We start from the raw sequence: 17617 nt of genomic DNA, 5'->3' as shown, positions 1-17617 counted from the left end.
CACCGACCGGACCTAGCCGAGCTCGTGCCGCCACGGTGGGTCGCCTCCCGGGCGGCCCACCGTGATCGCGGCGGCTCGCCCGGCGTGCTCCAGCACCGCGGTCCAGTCCTCCGCGCGCAGGGCGGCCAGCCCGCCCCGGGCGGCGCTGCCCACCACCCCGAGGTCCCAGAGGCCGTCGACGATCGCCGCGGTGACGGTGTCGCCGGCACCGATGGTGTCGGCCACCTCCGTGCGCACGGCCGGCACCACTCCCTCGCCGTCCGGCGTGAACCAGGCCAGCCCCCGCTCCCCCAGCGTGACGACCACGGCCCCGGTGCCCTGGTCCAGCAGCCGCGCCGCCACCTCGCGGTGCTCGAGGCCGGGCCACAGCGCCTCGAGGTCCTCGTCGCTGGCCTTCACCACGTCGGCCAGGGCGGCCATCGCCTCGACCCGCGCCACCACCGCCTTGCTGGTGCCGGTGATGGCCGGACGGGCGTTGACGTCGAAGACCGTCAGGGCCGTGGCGCGGTGCTGCCCGACCAGGCGCGCCACGTCCTCCGCGCCCGGCTCCAGCGCGGCACCGATCGAGCCGAAGACGACGGCCACCGGTTCGTCGCCCTCCAGCGACACCGGTCCGATGCGCCAGTCGATGTCGAAGACGTACGTCGCCGCGCCCGACTCCGCCAGGGTCGCGATCGCCGTCGCGGTCCGCTCCAGGATCACCGGGTCGCTGCCCAGCCGGACGCCGTTGTCGCCGAGGTGCTCCGCGAGCAGGCGTCCGTGGTCGTCGTCGGCGTAGGCGGTCACGAAGCGCACCGGGCGACCCAGCCTGGCCAGCGCCACCGCCGCGTTGGCCGAGCTGCCACCGGGATGGTCGCGAACCGACCCGTCACGGGCCCGCACGACGTCGACGAGCGCCTCACCCACGACCAGCACGACCTGTTCCATGACACCGAGGTCTACCACGCGCGACCTCGCCGTAGGGTCGCTGCATGCAGCTGGACCCGGTCGACCACGCGTCGCAGACCCCGCCGTTCGAACAGGTCCGCAGCCAGGTCGCCGCGCTGATCGCGTCCGGCGGGCTGCCGGCCGGCACCCGGCTCCCCACCGTCCGGGGACTGGCGGGCGAGGTGGGGCTCGCGGTCAACACGGTGGCGCGGGTCTACAAGGAGCTCGAGGCGGACGGGCTCGTCGCCACCGAGGGACGGCGCGGCACGTTCGTGACCTCGTCGCACGCCGGCAGCGACGTGCGCGACGCCGCGGCGGCGTACGTCCTGGCCTGTCGTCGGCGAGGCCTGACCCGGGCGGAGGCCGTGCGGCTCGTCGAGAGCGGGTGGGACGCGTGAGGTACGTCGTCTACGGCACCGGCGCCGTCGGCGGCGTCATCGGCGGGCACCTCGCGCTGGCGGACCGCTCGGTCACGCTGGTCGCACGCGGCGCCCACCTCGCGGCGATCCGCGAGGGCGGACTGCGACTCGACACGGGCTCCGGCATGCACCGCATCGTGGCACCGGCCACCGACACCGCCGCCGACGTCGAGTGGACCGACGACACGGTCGTCGTCCTGGCCGTGAAGTCGCACCAGGCGGCAACGGCACTCGCCGACCTGCGCACCCACGCGCCGAGCCGCACGCCGATCGTGTGCGCGACGAACGGCATCGCCACCGAGACCGCCGTCCTGCGCGTGTTCGCCCACACCTACGCCGTGTGCGTGATGCTGCCGGCCACGCACCTCGAGCCCGGTGTCGTGGTGGCCGGCTGCCACCCCACGCCCGCGATCCTCGACATCGGCCGCATCCCCGGCGGCACTGACGACACGACGGCCGCCGTGGCCGCCGACCTGCGGGCCGCCGGCATGGTGTCCGAGGAGCGCGACGACATCATGGCCTGGAAGCGCCGCAAGCTGCTGATGAACGTCGGCAACGGCGTCGACGCGTCCTACCGGCAGGGAGACGCCGCCGACGAGCTGGCCGATCGGGCCGTGGCCGAGGGCGAGCGGGTGCTGGCGCGCGCCGGCGTCTCGCTGGTCACCGCAGATCAGGACCGGGCGCGGCGCGGCGACGTCCTGGCGCGGCGCAGCGACCTCGCGCGCGAGGGAGGCTCGACCTGGCAGAGCCTGCGGCGCGGGACGGGCGACTCGGAGATCGACTACCTCTCCGGCGAGATCGTGCTCCAGGGCCGACTGCTCGGCGTGCCCACGCCGGCCAACGCGGCGATCGTCGAGGCCACCCGTGCGCTCGCCGCGAGCGGCGGCGAGCCTCGCAGCCTGGACGCGGGCGACACCCTCCGCCGCCTCTGACGCACGAAGGCCCGCCACCCCAGCAGGGTGGCGGGCCTCGATGTGCGTGGCTCAGGCCTTGGACTCGCCCTCGGCAGCCTCGGCGGCAGCCTCGTGCTCCTCGGCGGCAGCCTCGTGCTCCTCAGCGGCAGCCTCGTGCTCCTCGGCCGCGGCCTCGTGCTCCTCAGCGGCGGCCTCGTGCTCCTCGGCGGCGGTGGTCTCGTCGACCTCCGACTCCTCGACCGGCTGCTCGACTGGGGCAACCTCGACCGGAGCGGCCGCGGCGGCGGTCTTCTTCGACGAGGGAGCCTTCGGGCTGTAGGCCTCGGTCACCAGCTCGATGACCGCCATGGGGGCGTTGTCGCCCTTGCGGGGGCCGATCTTGGTGATGCGGGTGTAGCCACCGGGACGCTCCGCGAAGGTCGGGGCGATCTCGGTGAACAGCGTGTGCACGACGGACTTGTCGCGGATGGTCTTGAGGACCTCGCGACGGTTGTGCAGGTCACCCTTCTTGGCCTTGGTGATCAGCTTCTCCGCGACCGGGCGCAGCATGCGCGCACGGGTCTCGGTGGTGGTGATCCGACCGTGCTCGAAGAGCTGGGTCGACAGGTTGGCCAGGATCAGGCGCTGGTGGGCGGGGCTACCGCCGAGGCGCTTGCCCTTCTTGGGCTGGGGCATGTCATCTCTCGATTCTCTCCGGCCGTGTGAGGTACCGGGGTAGACGCCGCTCGGGCGAGCGGCGGTTTGGGTTTAGTACTGCTCGTCCTCGACGAAGGCGTCGTCGTCGTCGTCGCCGTAGGCCGCGAGGGCGGCGTGCGGGTCGAAGCCGGGCGCGCTGTCCTTGAGGGACAGGCCCATCTCGACCAGCTTGGCCTTGACCTCGTCGATCGACTTCGCACCGAAGTTGCGGATGTCGAGCAGGTCCTGCTCCGAGCGGCTGATGAGCTCACCCACGGTGTGGATGCCCTCGCGCTTGAGGCAGTTGTAGGAACGGACCGTCAGCTGCAGGTCCTCGACCGGGAGGGCGAGGTCGGCGGCGAGCTGCTCGTCGACGGGCGACGGGCCGATGTCGATGCCCTCGGCCTCGACGTTGAGCTCACGGGCCAGGCCGAACAGCTCGACCAGGGTCTTGCCGGCCGAGGCGATCGCGTCGCGGGGACGGATCGACTGCTTGGTCTCGACGTCGATGACGAGCTTGTCGAAGTCGGTGCGCTGCTCGACACGGGTGGCCTCGACCTTGTAGGTCACCTTCAGCACGGGGCTGTAGATCGAGTCGACCGGCATGCGGCCGATCTCGTTGTCGGCACCCTTGTTCTGGACAGCCGAGACGTAGCCGCGGCCACGCTCGACGACCAGCTCCATCTCCAGCTTGCCCTTGTCGGACAGCGTGGCGATCTTGAGGTCGGGGTTGTGCACCTCGACACCGGCCGGCGGCGCGATGTCAGCGGCGGTGACGGCACCGGCGCCGGACTTGCGGAGGTACATCGTGACGGGCTCGTCGTGCTCGGAGGAGACGACGAGGCCCTTCAGGTTGAGGATGATCTCGGTGACGTCCTCGGTGACACCCTCGATGGTCGAGAACTCGTGGAGGACGGTGTCCACCTTGATGCTCGTGACCGAGGCCCCCGGGATGGAGGACAGGAGGGTACGACGGAGCGAGTTGCCGAGCGTGTAGCCGAAGCCGGGCTCGAGGGGCTCGATGACGAAGCGCGAGCGGAACTCGTCCACCGACTCCTCGGACAGGGTCGGGCGCTGAGCGATAAGCACTGATTCTTTCCTTCCCGGATCCAACCACCATTTGATGGACCCGATCTCATTCTGGGAGAGGATGCCTCGGGGCCGCCCGTTGCCGGGCGACCACCGAGGAGGGGATTACTTCTTGGAGTAGTACTCGACGATCAGCTGTTCGGTGACCTGCGTGTCGATCTGCGCGCGGACCGGCACCTGGTGCACGAGGATGCGCATCCGGTTGGGCAGCGCCTGCAGCCAGGCCGGGACGTGGCGCTCGGCGTGGGTCTCGCGAGCCACGATGAACGGCGTCATCTCCAGCGACTTCTCGCGCACGTCGATGATGTCGTGGGCCGAGACCTGGTAGCTGGGGATGTCGACCTTGTGGCCGTTGACCAGGAAGTGGCCGTGCACGACGAGCTGGCGGGCAGCGCGACGGGTGCGGGCGAAGCCGGCACGGTAGACGACGTTGTCGAGGCGGCACTCGAGCAGCTGGAGCAGGTTCTCACCCGTCTTGCCCTGCCGACGGTTCGCCTCCTTGTAGTAGCGCAGGAACTGCTTCTCCATCACGCCGTAGGTGAAGCGGGCCTTCTGCTTCTCGCGCAGCTGGAGGAGGTACTCGCTCTCCTTGATGCGGCCGCGGCCGTGCTGGCCGGGAGGGTAGGGGCGCTTCTCGAAGGACGAGTCGCCACCGACGATGTCGACACCGAGACGGCGCGACTTGCGGGTCATGGGTCCGGTGTAACGGGCCATGTCAGTCTCTCTTTCTCAGTCTCGGGTCAGACGCGCCGGCGCTTGGGCGGGCGGCATCCGTTGTGGGGGGTGGGCGTGACGTCCTGGATGGTGCCGACCTCGAGGCCGATCGCACCCAGCGAACGGATCGCGGTCTCGCGACCCGAGCCCGGACCCTTGACGAAGACGTCGATCTTCTTCATGCCGTGGTCCATGGCCCGACGACCGGCGGCCTCGGCGGCCATCTGAGCGGCGAACGGCGTGGACTTGCGCGAGCCCTTGAAGCCGACGGTGCCGGCGGAGGCCCACGAGATCACGGCGCCGGTCGGGTCGGTGATGGTGACGATGGTGTTGTTGAACGTGCTCTTGATGTGGGCTTCGCCCTGAGCAACGTTCTTCTTCTCCTTGCGACGCACCTTGGTGGCGCGGCTCTTGGGAGGCATTCGGTTCTCCTATGAGTAACTGGTCTGGAAGCTGAGTGAAGCGGCGGTGGTCAACGCACGAGGCGTTGGATCACTTCGCCTTCTTCTTGCCGGCGACAGTGCGCTTGGGACCCTTGCGGGTGCGCGCGTTGGTCTTGGTGCGCTGACCGCGGACCGGGAGGCCCATGCGGTGGCGACGACCCTGGTAGCTGCCGATCTCGATCTTGCGGCGGATGTCTGCCTGGACCTCGCGACGGAGGTCACCCTCGATCTTGAAGTTGGCTTCGATCTCGTCGCGGAGCTTGACCAGCTCCTCGTCACCGAGCGTGTGCACGCGGGCGTTCGGGTCAACCCCGGTCGCGGCGAGCAGCTGCTGGGCGCGGGTACGGCCGATGCCGTAGATGTAGGTGAGTGCGATCTCGATGCGCTTGTCGCGCGGGAGGTCCACACCAACGAGGCGTGCCATGTGGCGGTTTCCTTGTCTGTTCTCGCATCGGTTTCTGGTCGTGTCGCGTCCCATCCCGCCTCGGGTGGGCTCCGGCCGGTGCTCCGGAGGTGACTTCAGTCCGCCTGGGCGGACCTAGCGATCACGTTGTGTTGTTGTGTTGCTCTGGCTACTACTGGGCGTCAAGCCCGCTTGCCGCAAGCGGCTGCGCGGCTCGCGATGAGCGTTCAGCTCCGGCTTCGCCGTATCTGAACGCTCACACTCAACCCTGCCGCTGCTTGTGGCGCGGGTTCTCGCAGATGACCATGACGCGGCCGTGACGACGGATGACCTTGCACTTGTCGCACATCGGCTTGACGCTCGGGTTGACCTTCACTTGTCAGCCCTTTCTAGCTAGGAGTGGCTGCTACTTGTAGCGGTAGACGATCCGACCTCGCGTCAGGTCGTAGGGAGACAGCTCCACCACCACACGGTCCTCGGGGAGGATCCGGATGTAGTGCTGGCGCATCTTGCCGCTGATGTGGGCGAGCACCTTGTGTCCGTTGGTCAGCTCGACCCGGAACATGGCGTTCGGAAGGGCCTCCACGACGGAGCCCTCGAGTTCGATCACGCCTTCTTTCTTCGGCATGTCCTCCACAATCTGTTGTTCGGTCTTCTACCGTTGCTGCACCGCTCCACCCTTGTTGGAAGGGCAAGGAGCAGGTGGCCCGCGAACCTCCGCCGCGCGACTACGTCGCCTGGCGGTGGACCTCGTGCGGTGGAGTGTGGTGACTCATTCCCGGACACGCAGCAACCCGCTCCTGTGAACGGACGACGCGTGATCGGGCAGCCGCGAGGCACCACAAATCACAACCCACGTTGGGCCGACACGCCAGTTTAGTCAGGCGTGGCTGGAAAAGACCAATCACGGCACCGCGGTCAGGACGAGCGCCGCTTGCCGCCGCGGGGCCGCTTCGACACCCGGGGCAGGGCCGGCACCCGCGGGAGGCGCGGCAGGCGCGAGAGGCGACCCGCCCGCGCGGGGGCGGCCGGCTCGTCGGAGGCCGGGGTCGTCGCTCCGATCGAGGTCGGTGAGACCGTGGCCGTCCCCCTCCGCAGCGAGGCGAGGCTGATCGCGGCGAGCAGGCGCCTGCGCCGGCCGACCGACGCCGACATCGTCCGGCGCTCGGCGTCGACGGACTCCCAGTAGGTCGCCGCTGCCTCGGCTTGAGGCGCAGTGGGGCCGAAGACGAAGCTGTCGGCGCGGCGCGCCAGCGACGGCGCCGACTCGGTGCCGATCGACCCCGACTGCTCGCGCCGTGTGACGGTCGGGCCCAGCGGGACCGGCTGGCCCAGGTCGCGCGCGTGGTCGACCAGCTCGCGCCAGGCGCCGACGAAGCGGGCGGACACGACGGAGGCCGTGCGCCGACGGCGTCGCCGCAGCAGCTTCAACCCGATGATCGCGCCGAGCAGCGCCACCACGAGGAGGAGCGGGCCACCGACGTACTTCACGACGACCAGCACCCAGGCCGGCAGCCGCTCGGCGATGGACTTCTCGTCCTCGTCCTCCTTGGTGGCCTTGCGCTCCTTGAGGTCGGCGTCGCTCTGGTCGCCGGCGTCGGACGGCGGCGGGATCGGCGCGGGCGGCGGGACGACCGTGCCGCTCATCGGGGTGTCGGTCTCGGGCAGCTGCTCCGACGGCTTCTCCGTCGACATGAACTCCTCGGTCGGCAACGTGCGCCACGAGCCGTCCGAGGCGCGCAGCTCGACCCACGCCTGCACCTGCTCACCGGTGACGACGCCGTCGTCGGGGACCACGGCACCGAGCACCACCCGCGCCGGGACGCCGACCTCGTTGGCCAGCAGGGCCATCACGGCGGCGTACTGCTCGTCGTTGCCGACCATCTGCTGGGCGCCGATGAAGCCGTCGGAGAGCCGCTGAATGTTGTGGCCCGGGTGGTAGATCTGCTCGGCCTTGACCACGCCGTCGGAGTACTTCCCCTCGGACTTGAGGTGGGCGGCGATCGCGAGCACCCGGCCCATCGGGGTCGTGGCCTTCTCGGACCAGTCGGCGGCCGGTTCCTTGAGGAAGCCGGTCCCGGGCGCGAGCCCGGTGAGCGACGAGGATCCCAGCGTCTCGGGCGTCAGCTCGTCGTCGGGCTGCACGGCGGTGAAGGAGTAGGTGTCGCCGCGTCGCAGGCCCGACGGCACGACGGCCGTCGAGGTCGCGAGGTTGTAGCGGAAGGTCTCGGCCTTGGTGGTCGGGTCGCCCAGCCCGAAGTCGACGCCCTGGAGGGCACCGATGGTGGGCAGCCACACGCCGTCGTACCCCTCCCCGATCGTGACCTCGGCGGTGACCTTCTTCCCCTTCACCGGGTTGTCGATCGTGGACGAGACGCGCTGGAACGAGTCGTCGGCCGCACCGGGCAGGGCGTCGTTGGAAGCGCCCCAGACCAGGCCGTCGTAGGTGTCCATCGCTGCGATGCGGATGCGCAGCCCGGCGCCGCCCTCGACCGTGAACAGCGTCTTGTCGAAGACGTTGGCCGGGTCCTCGGCGGAACCGAGGTCGATGTACTTGCGGAAGCCGGCCAGCGGCGAGGGGTAGCGACCGATGTCGAACGGCGGCTCGACCCAGGTGCGCACCACGGCGCGTCCCTCGTCGTCGTCCCCGGTCACGAGGGCGCTGGCCGGCATCGCGAGCGCGGAGGCCAGCAGCACCAGTCCCGCGCCGAGCGCGACGCGGCCCCAGCCCGAGGAGCCGCCGCGCACGCTCGCGGAGGCCCGCCGGGCCCGGATGGCCAGCCAGCCGAGCGCCGCTGCGGCGAAGGCGGAGCCCTGCACGAGCACCGACTGCGGGTGGCGCACGCCGAGGAGGATGACCGCGACCAGCACGGCGGTCAGCCCGAGCACGGGCAGCAGCGCGCTGAGCCAGGACCGGCGGAAGCCGAGGCCGCTCAGCACCGTGCCGACGAGGCCGGCCACCAGGCCCAGCAGCCAGGGCAGCACGAGCAGGGGGCCGTCGCCGTCGACGGGCGGCAGCGTGGTCAGCAGGTCCTTCCAGCCGAAGATCGCCTGGTCGGCCAGCTTGCCGAGGGTGGAGCCGCCCGGCAGGAACGCGGTGTCGCCGACCGAGCGCAGGCAGAGGGGGCCTCCGAGGAGGAAGAACAGGACGGCCAGGATCAGCACCGGCGCGATCAGGGGCCAGCGCAGGGCGCGGGACGCGTGGGCGACGGCGATGCCGATCACGGTGCCGAGCAGGCCGACGACGAGGAACCCGATGCCGGTGAAGGACGTCGCGAAGCCGCTGAGCGCGAGCCCGCTGAGGAGCAGCACGAACCCCAGGTCGAGCGCGGTCGCCGGGTCGGGCAGCACGGACCGGCGCCGCGACCGGGTGGCGGTGTCGACCGAGGCGTCGTGGGAGGCGTCGTGCGAGGTGCTCACTTCACGCTCCACTGCAGGAGGCCGCCGAGGTCGCCCTTGTCCGCCAGGTGCAGCACCGGGAGCCCGCCGATCTCCGTGACGCGGCTGGTCTCCGAGCCGTCGATGAGGATCGCGAACCGGCGCACCTCGGGCGGGAAGGCCGCGGCTCCGCGCAGCATGTCGGTGAAGTCGGTGTCGACGCCGCCGACGAGGAAGAGCAGGCTGCAGTCGGGGGCGACCTGGGTGGCACGGCGGGCCGACTTCACGATGCCGGTGCGCCCGTGCTCGGCGCGGCACACGGCGTCGAGCGCGAGGTGGCCGTCGTTGCCGGTGGAGGCGGTGTCGCCGCAGACGAAGGACACCTCGAAGTCGTCCAGCACGGCGCGTACGGCGATGGACGCCGCCACCGACATGGCCGACTCGAACGCCTCGGGGTCGGCCCAGGACGCCTCGACGTCGTCGACCACGATGGCCGCGTGGCTGCGCCGGGTGTCGAGGTACTGCCGCACGAGCAGGCTGGACTCGCCGCCGGAGGCCATCACCTTGGCCGACGAGCGCCAGTGGATGTGGCGCAGGTCGTCGCCGGGGGTGTACTCGCGCAGCGCGTGGAAGGCCAGGTCGCTCTGCGAGAGCGCGTCGGTCGAGACGCCCTCGAGGTCACGGAGCAGGCCCGCACCCAGCGAGTCGAGCGGCACCATCGGCGGGCGTACCAGGATCTCGCGGACGGGGGTCCAGACCATGTCGCGCGAGAAGATGCCGATCGGGTCGCCGCGCCGGGTGGTGGCCGGTCCGACGGCGATGACGCCCCGGTGCTCGGTGCGGATCGTGAACGCCTCCTCGTGCCGCCCGCCCGACGGCAGCGACGCGATGCCGTAGCGGTGGACAGAGGAGCCGACGGGCACCTCGAGGGTGGTCGGGATCAGCCGACCGCTGGCGATGTTCTGCACGATCACCCCGGCGGCGACGGACTCCCCCGCCGCGACGCGGTCGGGCTCGAGCCGCAGGTCGACCGCGACGTTGGTGCGACCGACGAGGAACGGCGCGGCGAGCGCGAGGAGGAGCAGGCAGGCAGCAGCGATCACGGCGAGCTCTCGCCAGTTGGCCACGATCGCGAGGTAGGTCGCGACGAGGCCCAGGCCGAGGATCAGCCACCCCACGGGGCGCACGATCGTCAGCAGCTGCGTGACCCGCTCCTTCACCGGACTCAGGCCACCCGGTCGGTCGGCGGCGCGACGGCGTCGAGCAGGCGGCTGATGACCGTCTGGACGCTGACCCCGCTGAACTGCGCCTCGGCGTCGAGCAGCAGGCGGTGCGACAGCACCGGCTCCGCGAGCTCCTTGATGTCGTCGGGCACGACGTGGTCGCGACCGTCCGCGGCGGCCCAGGTCTTCGCCACCCGGATGAACGCGAGGCAACCGCGCGCGGAGAGCCCGAGCTTCACGTGCGGCTGGCGCCGCGACTCCTCGGCCAGCTCGGCGACGTACCCCACGACGGCCGGGTCGACGTAGACCTGGTCGGCGAGGCCGCTCATCTGCGAGATCGTCGCGGCGGTGATCACCGGCGTGACGAGCGAGGCGCGGTCGCGCACGGCCGCGTTGATGAGCAGCTCGACCGTCGCCTGGCGGTCGGGGTAGCCCATCGAGGTCTTCATCAGGAACCGGTCGAGCTGTGCCTCGGGCAGGCGGTAGGTGCCGGCCTGCTCGATCGGGTTCTGGGTCGCGATCACCAGGAACGGCTTGCCGACGGAGTGGGCGACCCCGTCGACGGTGACGCGGCTCTCCTCCATCACCTCGAGCAGCGCCGACTGGGTCTTGGGCGAGGCACGGTTGATCTCGTCGGCCAGCACGATCGTGTGGAAGATCGGGCCGGGGTGGAAGTCGAAGGTGCCCTTGTGCTGGTCGTAGACCGTGACGCCGATGACGTCGGAGGGCAGCAGGTCGGGCGTGAACTGGATGCGCGCGTTGGAGCCCTGCACGGTGTTGGCGAGCGCGCGCGCGAGCATCGTCTTGCCCGTGCCCGGGAAGTCCTCGAGCAGGATGTGGCCCTCGGACAGCAGGCAGGTCAGCGCCAGCCGCACGACGTGACGCTTGCCGAGGACGGCGATCTCCATGTTGTCGGTCAGCTGGTCGAAGGTCTGCTTGAACCAGTCGGCCTGCTCGTGGGAGATGGTCATAGTGCTCCAGTCGTTGGGTGGTGGCCGGTCATCTACCAGCCGATCTCGTTGGAGTAGTAGCTTCCGTTGCCGCAGTTGACGCGCAGTCCGTGACCGGTCTCGCCCCAGTAGGCGCGTGGGGTGGCGCCGCTCGTCCCGGTGTCCATCTTGAAGCTGTTGACGTACTGCCAGCCGACGATGTTGTAGAACACCTCGATCCGGCAGTCCACCGAGCCTCGCTGGTTGTCGTAGGAGACGTTGACGAACGCACAGGACGCCTCCTCGCAGGTGAACCCCTGGCCCTTCACGTCCGAGCAGTTGGGCATGGAGGTGCCGTCGCTCGCGGTGGAGCACTGCGCGCCCTTGCTGATCGAGATGGAGGGCAGTGGTGGCTCGCCGGACGTGGCCGACCCGCTGTCGCGTCCCTCGCCGCGACCGCCCGGCGCGTCGTCGTACAACCGGAACGACATGTCCTGCTTCTGGCTGTAGTTGGTCGTGGCGACCGGCGAGGTCTGGATCTGGAAGGCCCCGGGCGAGGTGAGCCGGATCGTCTGCAGCGCCCCGCCCTCCGCCTGGAAGTCGATGATCGCGGCGTCGCCGTTGCTGGTGCCGGAGATGACCCAGTAGATCGACTTGCCCTCGACGACCGGGGTCTTGGAGTAGATGTGCGAGTTGTTCAGCGGACCGTAGGTCGTCACGCTGACAGGGTCGGAGAAGCTGCACCCGACCGTGGCCGCGAACTCGTTGCACATCCGCATCTGGACCGGGTAGGGCGAGCCGTTGCCGGCGGTGCGCACCCGCTCGTTGATGACGCGCCCGGGAGACACGGCGAGCTCCCAGACGGCGCCGCCGTTGACGAGGATCGCCGCACGGGCCGTCGAGCCGCGCGACTCCGGCGCGGTGCCGGTCACGAGCACCTCGTTGTCGACGCCGGTGGGGGTGGCGGTGATGGCGCCCCACTTGGCCGGCTTGCCGACGGCCTGGAAGGTGACGGCCGTGCCGGGCGGCGAGGTGTTCTTCTCGTTGCTCGCCTGGACGTAGTAGCTGTAGGTGTCGCCGTTGTAGGGCACCCCGGTGTGGGTGCAGGTCAGGGCCTGGATGCGGCTGCAACCGGGCACCGCGGTCAGCGGACCGCCCTTGACGGAGTAGGCCAGCGTGTAGAGCGTCGGCGCCGGCCCCTCCGCCGGGGTCGAGGTCCAGCTGGCCGACACGTCCGTGGCGTCGAGGCCGGCCTCGCGGTCCACGACCGCCAGACCGCCGGGCGACGCGGGCGTGCCGATCGACTGGAGGGGCGTCGACTCGCGCTTGGGCGACCAGCCGACGCTGTTGAGCGCCGACACCGAGAACACGTACTTCTGGTTGTTGTCGAGCCCCGTGACGACGGTGGTGGGCGAGGAGCCCGGGACGGTCACGGACTGGCCGAGCCAGGTGACGCGGTAGCTCTCGATCGTCGTGCTGCTCTGCGGCCTCGACCAGCCGAGGGTGATGGTGTGGTCGGCCCGGCTCACCATCCGGATGTTGGAGACGCGCGCGGGCTTGGTGTCGGCGTAGGCCGTCTGCGACAGGTCGCTCCACGGTCCCTGGCCGACCTTGTTCACCGCCGCGACGCGGAAGTTGTACTGCTTCTGGTTCTCCAGGCCCGACACGTCGCACTCGTTGGTGCGGCAGCGCGTCGTCTTGCCCTTGGTCATCTCCTTGAGGACGTAGCTGGTGATCGGTGCGCCACCGTCGTCCTTCGGCGGGAACCAGCCGACGCGGATCGTGCCCTCTTCGTTGTTGTCGTAGTCGTACGGCGTGCCGGGCTGGCCGGGGACGCCGGTGACGTCGACCTCGATGCGGCCCTCCACGCGGCGCGCGGAGCTGCTGGAGTCCTCGACGTCGCTCATCACCACGCGGAACACCGATCGCCCGCTGGTGTCGGCCCCCGCCTTCAGCGTCACGGTGGCGCCATTCTTGCTGGCCGAGACGCCTGACCCGCTGACCTGCTCGATCGTCACGACGGTCGGCGTGGGGTCGCTGACGCCGCTCTCGAGGTACGGCGCGAGGTTGATCTGGCGCGACTGGCCCGCCTCGAGGTCCTCGGACGGGATCTGGAGCAGGTCGGGCGGCGGCGCGCTCTCGAGGCGGAACCGGATCAGCTCGGGATCGCTGCCGTTGCTGGTGACGGACAGGACGGCCTCGCCACCCTGGTTGGCGTCGTCGGCCGCCGTGACGGTGAGCACCGAGCCGCCGCTCCCGCTCAGGCTCAGGCCGTCGACCTCCTGGGTCCAGGCGCCGTCGTAGGTGAGCCCGGGGGCGTCGGCCGGGTCGGGGGTGAAGACGTTGCAGAGCGTCAGGATGTCGAGCTCCTGGGTCTGTCCCGCCGAGATGTCGAACGTGTCCTGCGGGCAGTCGAGGACCGGGGTGTCGTCGCCGACCTGGACCGGGACCGAGAGCAACGCGGTGTAGCCGTCCGTCGGGTCCTCGGGGTCCTCGTTGCCACCCTCGTTGGTCGCCGTGGTGACCTCGAGCAGCACGGCGCCCGGCCCGCGGTAGCCCTCGCGCGCGGTCACCTGGAACGAGTCGTCGCCGGTGCGCTGCGCCTGGAGCTGGGACGGGGACGCCGAGACCGACTGGCGGGCGGTGAGCCTGATCGGGCCGCCCGACGGGTTGACGACGTAGTCCTTGAGCTTGCCCTTGGCCGTCGCGCCCTCGTCGAGCTCGATCTGCACGCCGGGCTTCACGTAGGGGATGGAGCGGCCGGTCGGGGGGACGTAGAGCGACGCGGTCGCGGCGGCCCCGCTCGAGTCCTCGATCCGGAACGGGACGACGACCGGGTTGGGGCCGCGGTCGACCTTCACGTTGCTGCCGTTGATGGTCGGGCGGCCGCCGGTGCCGTCCTCGCCGTACACCTCGACGACCTCGAGGTCCGAGGCCTTGCCGTCCGGGTCGTAGGCGCCCTCGAGCACGTCGACCGACACGCTCTCGCTCTCGTCCACGACGCCGAACGCGTCGGCGACCACGGGCGGGTTCTCGAAGTCCTCCGACAGCACCAGGGTCATGGTGGCGCTGGAGGTGTTGATGCCGTCGGAGATGGTGTAGACGACCGGGGTCGTCTCCCCCTGGGTGGTGTCCGGGGCCGGGACCGACACGAGGTTGGTCTTCGGGTCGATCTTCGCCCCGTCGGGGGCGTCGCGCAGGGCCAGCTTGATCTTGTCGCCGGGTGCGAAGTAGTCGTTGGCCATCGGGTCGAACACGGCGGTCCGGCCCGGGGCGATGGTCAGCTGGTCGGCCACGGCCAGGATCGGCTGCGGCTCACCGGGCGGGGCGATGCCGACACGCACGGTGCCGGTGGCGACGGCCCCGCGGCTGTCGACGACGGAGTACTCGAACTCGTCGGTGCCGGTGGTGCGCGGGTAGGCCTGGTACTCCAGGAAGTTGCCGCCGTAGCCGAGCACCCGACCCAGCCGGGGCGCGGAGGTGATGCCGTTGACGGTGACCGGGTCGCCGTCGGGGTCGATGCCGCTGCCCGGCAGCCTGATCTTGACCTGGCCACCCGAGACGACGCGCGACTCCAGCGTCGGCGGCTCGGGGGCGGTGTTGGGGTCCTTGGCCGGGGTGACGATCACGACCAGCTTGCCGGGCGCCTGCTCCCCCGTGCTCGTCTGGGCGATGTAGGAGATCTCGAAGGAGTCGCGCTCCTTGAGGTCGGGGGCGATGTAGCGCACGTTGCGACCCGAGACGAGCGCGGTGCCGATGTCGCCCTTCACGCCGACCGGCCGCTCGATCTTGAGCTCGCCGGCGACGCCCTGGGCCGCGTCACCGACCAGCGAGAGCCGGTCACCCGAGGGCGCGACGTCGTTGTCGAGCACGGCCGCCGTGACAGACGACCCGGAGCGCACGTGCACCCGGTCGGTGACGGTCACCGGCGAGTTGTCGGCCGGCGTCCTGCGCTGGCTGACCGAGACCTCGCCCTTGACGCCGGAGTTGGCACCGTTGCTGATCGTGTAGTTCACCAGCTGCGGGTTGGGCGACAGCTCACCCTGCCGCGCGGAGATGCGCAGCCAGCGCCCGTCGATGATCGCGACGTCGACCTGGTTGCGGTTCTCGGCGGTCGCGGTCTGCACGACCAGCAGCCCGCCGGCGGGGTCGAGGTCGTTGGCCAGGACGTCGACGATGCCGGCCGCCTGGCCGAAGATGGTCAGCGAGTCGGGCATCGCCACCGGCTCGCCGGGCGACTTGGGCTTGGGCCGGACGTCGACGCGGATCGTCGCCTTGTCGAGGGCCGCGTCGCCGTACGCCGCGTCGTACTGCAGGAAGTAGGTGCGCGCCTCGGAGGCGGTGACCGTGATGACGCCGGTCTCGAGGTCGGTCTTGACCTGGGCGCCGTCCTGGGCCGGCACCTTCGCGGCGATCGCCAGCTCGGCGTCGGGGCTGCCGGGGTCGGACCCGGGCAGGTCGTTGAGCAGGGGCCGGATCTTGATCGGCTGGCCCTGCTCGCCGCGGATCACGTCGGGCTCGGCGACGGCGGGGAACGTCTCGCGGTCGAGCCGCTCCTGGACCTCGAAGCTCATCGTCTGCCGGACGGGCTCGGAGCGGCCGTCGCTGACGAGGTACTCCACCTGGAAGGTGTCGCCGCCGTCGCGGGAGCCGGTGAAGCGCAGGCGCCCGTCGGAGGTGGTGCGGGCGACGGCGCCGGTGTTGCCCGCCCCGAGGACGGTGGCGGACTCGAGGATCAGCGAGTCGCCGTCACCGTCGTCGCGCCAGTCGGAGAGGACGGGGTAGCTGACGGAGCCGTTGGCGGCGACGCGGCGCAGGCGGGGCTCGAAGCCGTTGCGCAGCTTGGGCTGGTCGTTCTCGCCGTTGGTGCGCACCCCGACCCGCACCGTGGCGTGGGCGGTGGCGTTGCTGCGTCCGTCGTCGATGTAGTAGTCGAAGGAGGTGTCGCGCGCGTCGTCCGGCATCTCCAGCACGATGGTCTGCCCGTCGGGGCTGATCTCGGCCGACGCACCACCGGTGGGCTGGTCGACGTCGACGATGCTCAGCAGCCGCCCCTCGGGGGCGGAGTCGTTGTCGAGCGGGTGCAGCACGGTGGTGCGGCCCGGCCGCGCACCGTAGCTGTCGGGCTCGGCCTTCGGCGGGGTGCGGTCGGCCGCGCTCTGCTGCTGGTTCTCCTTGTCGTCGTCCTTCTTCTTCTTGCTGCGCGTGAAGGCGTTCCAGTTGTCGATCTTCTCGGGGGTCTGCTCGTCGAGGTCCCAGACCGTGCCGCTGGTGTTGTCGTTGAGGACGATCTGGCCGCGGTTGACCCGGAAGGCCAGCTCGCCGGCCTTCCCGCCGAGGGTGGAGTTCTGCGCGTCGTCGTCGCCGCACTGGACGGTCACCGACCCGATGCCGCCCGACCAGGCGGCGTACGAGCAGGCGCCGAGTCGCACGGGCTCGACCGGCACGCCGGTGCGGCCCTCGTCGACGATGGTCGCCTTGCCCGTCTCGAGGTCGACGCGCAGCAGGCCGCCGGGGTTGGCCACCAGCACCGAGTCGGCGTCGGGGCCGGGCTGCTGGAGCACGCTCTCGGCCGGCATCGTCGCGCTCGGGCCGCCGATGACGCTGAGCGCGCCCGTCGCCTCGTCCAGGGTCACCGCGGTCTCGCCGACCGCCGTGACGGACGTGACGTCGCCGGCGTCCTCGGGCAGGTCCTCGGAGCGCGGCTTCGCGAAGGCGTCGCCGGAGGGGACGAGGTAGGTGATGGTCGACTTGCCCTGCGAGGTGGCGATCACCGTGCCGGACTGGGTGACCGCGAGCGCGGCGCCGTCGCCGACCTTCGCCAGGGGCTTGCCCTGCGCATCGACCGTGGTGATGAGGGGGCGTCCGAGCTGAGGGTCAAGCTGCACGGCCCACAGCTCACCGTTCTCGGCGTCGATCGAGGCGAAGGTGCCTCCGGCCATCTGCTGGTCGCCGGAGGAGGGAAGTGAGATCTTGCCGGTCGGGTCGAGCTTGGAGGCCGAGGGGTCGATCACCTGGGCGGTAAGGGCCTTGCGGTCGATCGCCGCGACCGCGGCGCCGTCCTGGACCACGTCGAGCTGGCGGTCGCTGCCGTTCTCGCTCAGGATCGTGGTGTCGAGCTGGTTGATCGGCTTGTTGATCCGGCCGTAGAGCCCGCGGTCGCCGTTGACGACCCAGATGCCGCCGTCGTTGAGCTCGGCCTTGTGCGCCTGGTAGCCGTCGGCGGAGATGGCGTAGGCAACCACGGCACCCGCGGCCAGCACCAGAGCGGTGTTGGACGCGATGGCAACCCTGTGCCGGCGGATGAAACCTGCGCGCGCCACGAGTGTGTCCCCCTACTGCAGTGCGTCGACCCCATGGTCGCACCGAGAGCGTATGTAGGTGTGCGCTTCAGGACAAGTTGAGACAGAGTGCTGTCCGATCGGTGACGATGGGCGTGCAGAGCAGTGACCAGGCATGAGGCAATCTGTCCTGGGAAGGCCACTCGACGGGGTGAGGAGGCA

14 protein-coding genes are annotated in these 17617 nt (G+C 70.7%); 2 read left to right on the top strand and 12 right to left on the bottom strand.

Annotated elements, in window-relative coordinates:
- Positions 1-12 precede the first annotated feature (12 nt).
- Positions 13-927 carry a carbohydrate kinase family protein gene (locus C7S10_RS06460; protein ID WP_108343592.1) on the bottom strand — a complete coding sequence of 305 codons (915 nt, stop codon included), beginning with the start codon at positions 925-927 and terminating at the stop codon, positions 13-15.
- Positions 928-971: 44 nt separating this feature from the next.
- Here C7S10_RS06460 and C7S10_RS06455 point away from each other — a divergent pair, with 44 nt between their 5' ends.
- Both C7S10_RS06455 and C7S10_RS06450 read left to right on the top strand, forming a co-directional pair.
- Entirely contained in the window at positions 972-1325 is a 354-nt protein-coding gene (locus C7S10_RS06455) for a GntR family transcriptional regulator (RefSeq protein WP_108343591.1), read from the top strand.
- A complete protein-coding gene (locus tag C7S10_RS06450; RefSeq protein WP_108344011.1) occupies positions 1322-2278 on the top strand; it encodes a ketopantoate reductase family protein in 957 nt (318 codons plus the stop codon). Before C7S10_RS06455 ends, C7S10_RS06450 begins: the two co-directional genes overlap by 4 nt.
- Positions 2279-2329: 51 nt before the next feature.
- On the opposite strand, the gene rplQ is transcribed toward C7S10_RS06450, so the two are convergent.
- From rplQ to C7S10_RS06395, 11 genes are all read right to left on the bottom strand, one after another.
- Positions 2330-2935 carry a 50S ribosomal protein L17 gene (gene rplQ / locus C7S10_RS06445; protein ID WP_108343590.1) on the bottom strand — a complete coding sequence of 202 codons (606 nt, stop codon included), beginning with the start codon at positions 2933-2935 and terminating at the stop codon, positions 2330-2332.
- A 72-nt stretch (positions 2936-3007) separates the two neighbouring features.
- Positions 3008-4024, bottom strand: a complete 1017-nt coding sequence (locus tag C7S10_RS06440) for a DNA-directed RNA polymerase subunit alpha (RefSeq protein ID WP_108343589.1) — start codon at positions 4022-4024, stop codon at positions 3008-3010.
- Positions 4025-4129: 105 nt separating this feature from the next.
- Positions 4130-4738, bottom strand: coding sequence for a 30S ribosomal protein S4 (gene rpsD, locus C7S10_RS06435; RefSeq protein ID WP_108343588.1), 609 nt, complete (start codon positions 4736-4738; stop codon positions 4130-4132).
- 26 nt (positions 4739-4764) lie between these two features.
- Positions 4765-5160 (bottom strand): 30S ribosomal protein S11, encoded by a 396-nt coding sequence (rpsK, locus tag C7S10_RS06430; RefSeq protein WP_056906616.1) that lies wholly within the window; start codon positions 5158-5160, stop codon positions 4765-4767.
- Positions 5161-5230: 70 nt separating this feature from the next.
- A complete protein-coding gene (gene rpsM, locus C7S10_RS06425; RefSeq protein ID WP_056599771.1) occupies positions 5231-5605 on the bottom strand; it encodes a 30S ribosomal protein S13 in 375 nt (124 codons plus the stop codon).
- Between the two features lie 241 nt (positions 5606-5846).
- Positions 5847-5960 carry a 50S ribosomal protein L36 gene (gene rpmJ, locus C7S10_RS06420; protein WP_056707964.1) on the bottom strand — a complete coding sequence of 38 codons (114 nt, stop codon included), beginning with the start codon at positions 5958-5960 and terminating at the stop codon, positions 5847-5849.
- A gap of 30 nt (positions 5961-5990) precedes the next feature.
- The gene (infA, locus tag C7S10_RS06415) at positions 5991-6212 is read right to left on the bottom strand and encodes a translation initiation factor IF-1 (protein WP_056927040.1); all 222 of its coding nucleotides are present in this window, start codon (positions 6210-6212) and stop codon (positions 5991-5993) included.
- A 290-nt stretch (positions 6213-6502) separates the two neighbouring features.
- Positions 6503-9004, bottom strand: coding sequence for a transglutaminase TgpA family protein (locus C7S10_RS06410; RefSeq protein WP_108343587.1), 2502 nt, complete (start codon positions 9002-9004; stop codon positions 6503-6505).
- Positions 9001-10182 carry a DUF58 domain-containing protein gene (locus C7S10_RS06405; protein WP_108343586.1) on the bottom strand — a complete coding sequence of 394 codons (1182 nt, stop codon included), beginning with the start codon at positions 10180-10182 and terminating at the stop codon, positions 9001-9003. Before C7S10_RS06405 ends, C7S10_RS06410 begins: the two co-directional genes overlap by 4 nt.
- 5 nt (positions 10183-10187) lie before the next feature.
- A complete protein-coding gene (locus C7S10_RS06400; RefSeq protein ID WP_108343585.1) occupies positions 10188-11156 on the bottom strand; it encodes an AAA family ATPase in 969 nt (322 codons plus the stop codon).
- Positions 11157-11188: 32 nt separating this feature from the next.
- On the bottom strand, positions 11189-17437 hold the full coding sequence (locus C7S10_RS06395) for an Ig-like domain-containing protein (protein ID WP_133176446.1): 6249 nt from the start codon (positions 17435-17437) through the stop codon (positions 11189-11191).
- Positions 17438-17617: the final 180 nt, after the last annotated feature.

The organism is Nocardioides currus (assembly GCF_003057875.1).
In the GTDB taxonomy this organism is placed as follows: domain Bacteria; phylum Actinomycetota; class Actinomycetes; order Propionibacteriales; family Nocardioidaceae; genus Nocardioides; species Nocardioides currus.
The sequence above is the reverse complement of the archived record's forward strand: the minus strand, read 5'-3'. Positions and strand labels throughout refer to the sequence as shown.